Annotated in this window: 2 protein-coding genes; one reads left to right on the top strand and one right to left on the bottom strand. The window is 67.9% G+C overall.

Features of this window, described 5'->3' with window-relative positions; genetic code table 11:
- Window positions 1-1,236: glutamate--tRNA ligase (gene gltX, locus VEG08_12395; GenBank protein HXZ28783.1), on the bottom strand; the 1,236-nt coding region annotated here is incomplete at its 3' end.
- Between the two features lie 287 nt (window positions 1,237-1,523).
- Between gltX and VEG08_12390 the strand changes: the two genes are divergently transcribed.
- On the top strand, window positions 1,524-3,246 hold a 1,723-nt coding region (locus VEG08_12390), incomplete at its 3' end, for a GAF domain-containing protein (GenBank protein ID HXZ28782.1).

The raw sequence follows: 3,246 nt of genomic DNA, 5'->3' as shown, positions 1-3,246 counted from the left end.
CTTTGCCAGAGCGGCGTCGCCCTTCTGCGGGATGAGCAGTGCGGGGTCGTAAGCCGGCAATTCCTTCACGAAGAAGAAGTCGGCGGCAGTGAGCACGTCGCGCAGCAGCTTGATGCGCTCGCGGATCAGGGGCGCGATCTGCCGCATCTTGGCTTCCTCGACCTCGAATCCCGCGGCCCGCACGATGGGCAGCAGTTGTGCGGCCAACTCCTCCACCGGCAGGGCGTGGATGTACTGTGAGTTGAGCCACAGGGCCTTGGGATCGAACGTGTCTTCAGGATGAACTTCGGGCGGCGTGGCCGCCGGCTCCTTGAAGTTGATGACCGCGTTGGCGCGGTTGATGTTCTCGAGCGAAAACGCGCGGACGATCTCCTCCAGGGGCAGGAACTCGCGGTCGTCCTTGGGCGACCAGCCCAGCAGGCAGAGGAAGTTGATGAAGGCCTGGGGCAGGAAGCCGGCGTCGCGGTAGGTGGTGACGCTGACCACGGGGCCGTGTCTGCGCTTGGAGAGCTTGGCGCCGTCGGGCGCGACCAGCAGGGGAAGGTGGGCGAACTGCGGAGGCTCGGCCCCGGCGGCGCGGAAGATGAGGACGTGCTTGAAGGTGTTGGAGAGGTGGTCCTGGCCGCGGATGATGTGGGAGATGCGCAGGTCAATATCGTCGGCGCAGGAGGCCATGTGGTAGGTGGGCATCCCGTCCGAGCGCAGCAGGGCGAAGTCCTCGATGTCGTTGGTGGACTTGGCCTGCTCGCCGTAGACGGCGTCGGTGAAGCGGATGGTCTCCTCGCGTTCGCGGGGAACGCGGAAGCGCAGAGCGAAGGGTTCGCCGGCGGCGGCGCGGCGGTCGCTCTCCGCGCGCGCGAGTTCGCGCATCTCGCGGTGGAAGAGCCACGGACCTTCCGAGCGGTCGCGCTCGCCCGCGGCCCCGGGGATGAAGTCGCGGTAGGCCATGCCCTTCTCGAAGATGGCCTGCGCCATCTGGCGGTGCAGGGCCAGGCGCTCGGACTGCTTGTATTCCTCCTGCCAGTCGAGGGCGAGCCAGCGCAGGCCGTCGAAGATGGACTCCACGCTCTCGCCGGTATTGCGCTCCACGTCGGTGTCGTCGAGGCGCAGGATCATGGTGCCGCCGGTGTGGCGGGCGAAGAGCCAGTTGAAGATGAAGGTGCGCGCGCTGCCCACGTGCAGAAAGCCGGTGGGCGAGGGAGCAAAGCGGACGCGGATGGCGCTGCCGGCGGTCATGGGGATCGGTCCGGGAGGAGCAGGCAATTCATGTTACCAGAGAGGGAGGCGCGCTCCTTCGCGGCTCGCCAGCGCTCGCGGGTCGGTCGCGCGCGGATCGGCGCAGCCGTCCACCCGGCACTTACGTGCCGGGCTGGATTCTGGTGCCCTGCGGGCTCAGCGCGGATTGACGTAACTGCCGGGAAGTCCTATATTTACCTCCCAATCCCCCGGGCGGTTTCCACAGGAGATCTCCCCATCGCGCCCGGGCCGGCTCCAGCGAGAACCCGCTTAGTCTAAGGAGAGGGATGGACGGCGTCCTGGCCGCGATCATCATCGCATCGGGTGCGGTAGGCCTGGGTGTCGCCCTGGTCTTCTTCTACCTGCAGCGGCAGGCACGGGAGCGCTACTTCCGCATCCAGGAGTGCCTGCTGGCGCTCTCCAAGCTGGAGGTGGATTCCACCCAGCTCCTCACCCCGGAAGATCTCGCCCCCAGCCTGGAACGGCTCCTGGAAACCACCCTCAGCCTGCTGGGAGCGGAGCAAGGGATGCTGTGCATCGGCGACCGCTGGCAGAACGTGCTGCCGGGGGTGCAGCGAAGGCTGACACCGGCGCTGCTGCACGAGCTGGCGGGCGCGACGGAGGGCGACCCGCTGCGGCAGTCCCTGCAGCAGCAGGGAGGCGTGGCCGGCTTCCGCAAGCTGACGCCGGAGACGCTGCCCGGGGTGCCGCGGCCGCAGGCGGAGCTGCTCTGCGCCCATCTCCGCGAGCAGAACGTCGAGCGCCTGACCATGGCGGCACTGAGCACCGCCGAGCATGACTTCGGCCTGCTGGCGGTCGCCAATCGCAGCCTGAGCCGGGCGCGGGTGCGCCTGCTGCGGACCCTGGCGGCGCAGATCTCACTGACCCTGGAAAACTACGTGCTCATGCACGAGGCCCAGCGTCGCACCAAGGAGTACGCGTTGCTCACGCAGATCGGGCAGGTGGTCAGTTCGCGCCTGGATCCGGACGGCGTGCTGCAGACCATCTACAAGGAACTGGGGCAGCTCTTCGACACCGAGACCTTCTACGTCGCCTTCCTGGACGACGACGAAGTGCGCTTCGAGCTGGAAGTGGAGCGCGGGGAAGTGGTGCCCAAGCGGACGCGTCCGGCCACCAACGGCGTGACCGAGCACATCGTGCGCAGCGGGCAGCCGGTGCTGGTGCAGGCCAACATGCAGGAGTTCCGCGAGCAGCTGGGCGTGCGCCCCACGGGCACGCCGGCGAAGTGCTTCTGCGGGGTGCCCATCGTGATGTCGGGGCGGCCGGTGGGGGCGATGGCCGCGCTCAACTATGACCGCGAGTACGTCTACGGGCCGCGCGACCTGGAAGTCATGCAGACGGCGGCGGGACAACTGGCAGTGGCCATGGAGAACGCGGTTCTGTTCGCCGAAGAGCAGCGCCGGGCCCGCTACCTGGCCTTCCTCAACAACGTCTCCAAGACCGCCATCTCCAGCCAGGACGCCGAGCAGATGCTGGACGAGATCGTCAGCGAGATGCAGAAGAACTTCCACTTCGAGCACCTCGGCATCGGCATCCTGGACTACGCCACCAAGGACATCGAGATCAAGGCCGAGGCGGGGACCACGGCGCAGGCGCTGGGACGGCGCATCCCGCTGGGGGTGGGCATCCTGGGGCGGGTGGCGCGCACCGGCGAGATGGCGCTGGTGCAGAACACCGGCGACAGCCACCTGCTGGGCATCATCCCGGACTCGCGCTCGGTGCTGTGCGTCCCGGTGACCTACGGCGAGACCCTGCTGGGCGTGCTCAACGTGGAGAGCACGCGCGAGAACGCCTTCGCGCCCCAGGAGGTTCTGATCCTGCGCACCCTCGCCGACCTGCTGGCCACCGCCCTGCACAACGCCTTCGTCTTCCAGAAGATGCAGCAACAGTCCATCACCGACGGGCTCACCGGCATCAAGACGCGCCGCTTCTTCCTGGAAGCGCTGGGCTCGGAGTGGAAGCGGGCCTCGCGCTCGGGACGCCCCTTCT

This window comes from Terriglobales bacterium, from assembly GCA_035624475.1.
Taxonomy (GTDB): Bacteria; Acidobacteriota; Terriglobia; order Terriglobales; family Acidobacteriaceae; genus DASPRL01.
Note: the sequence above shows the minus strand (reverse complement) of the source record. Positions and strands in the feature narration are given on the sequence as shown.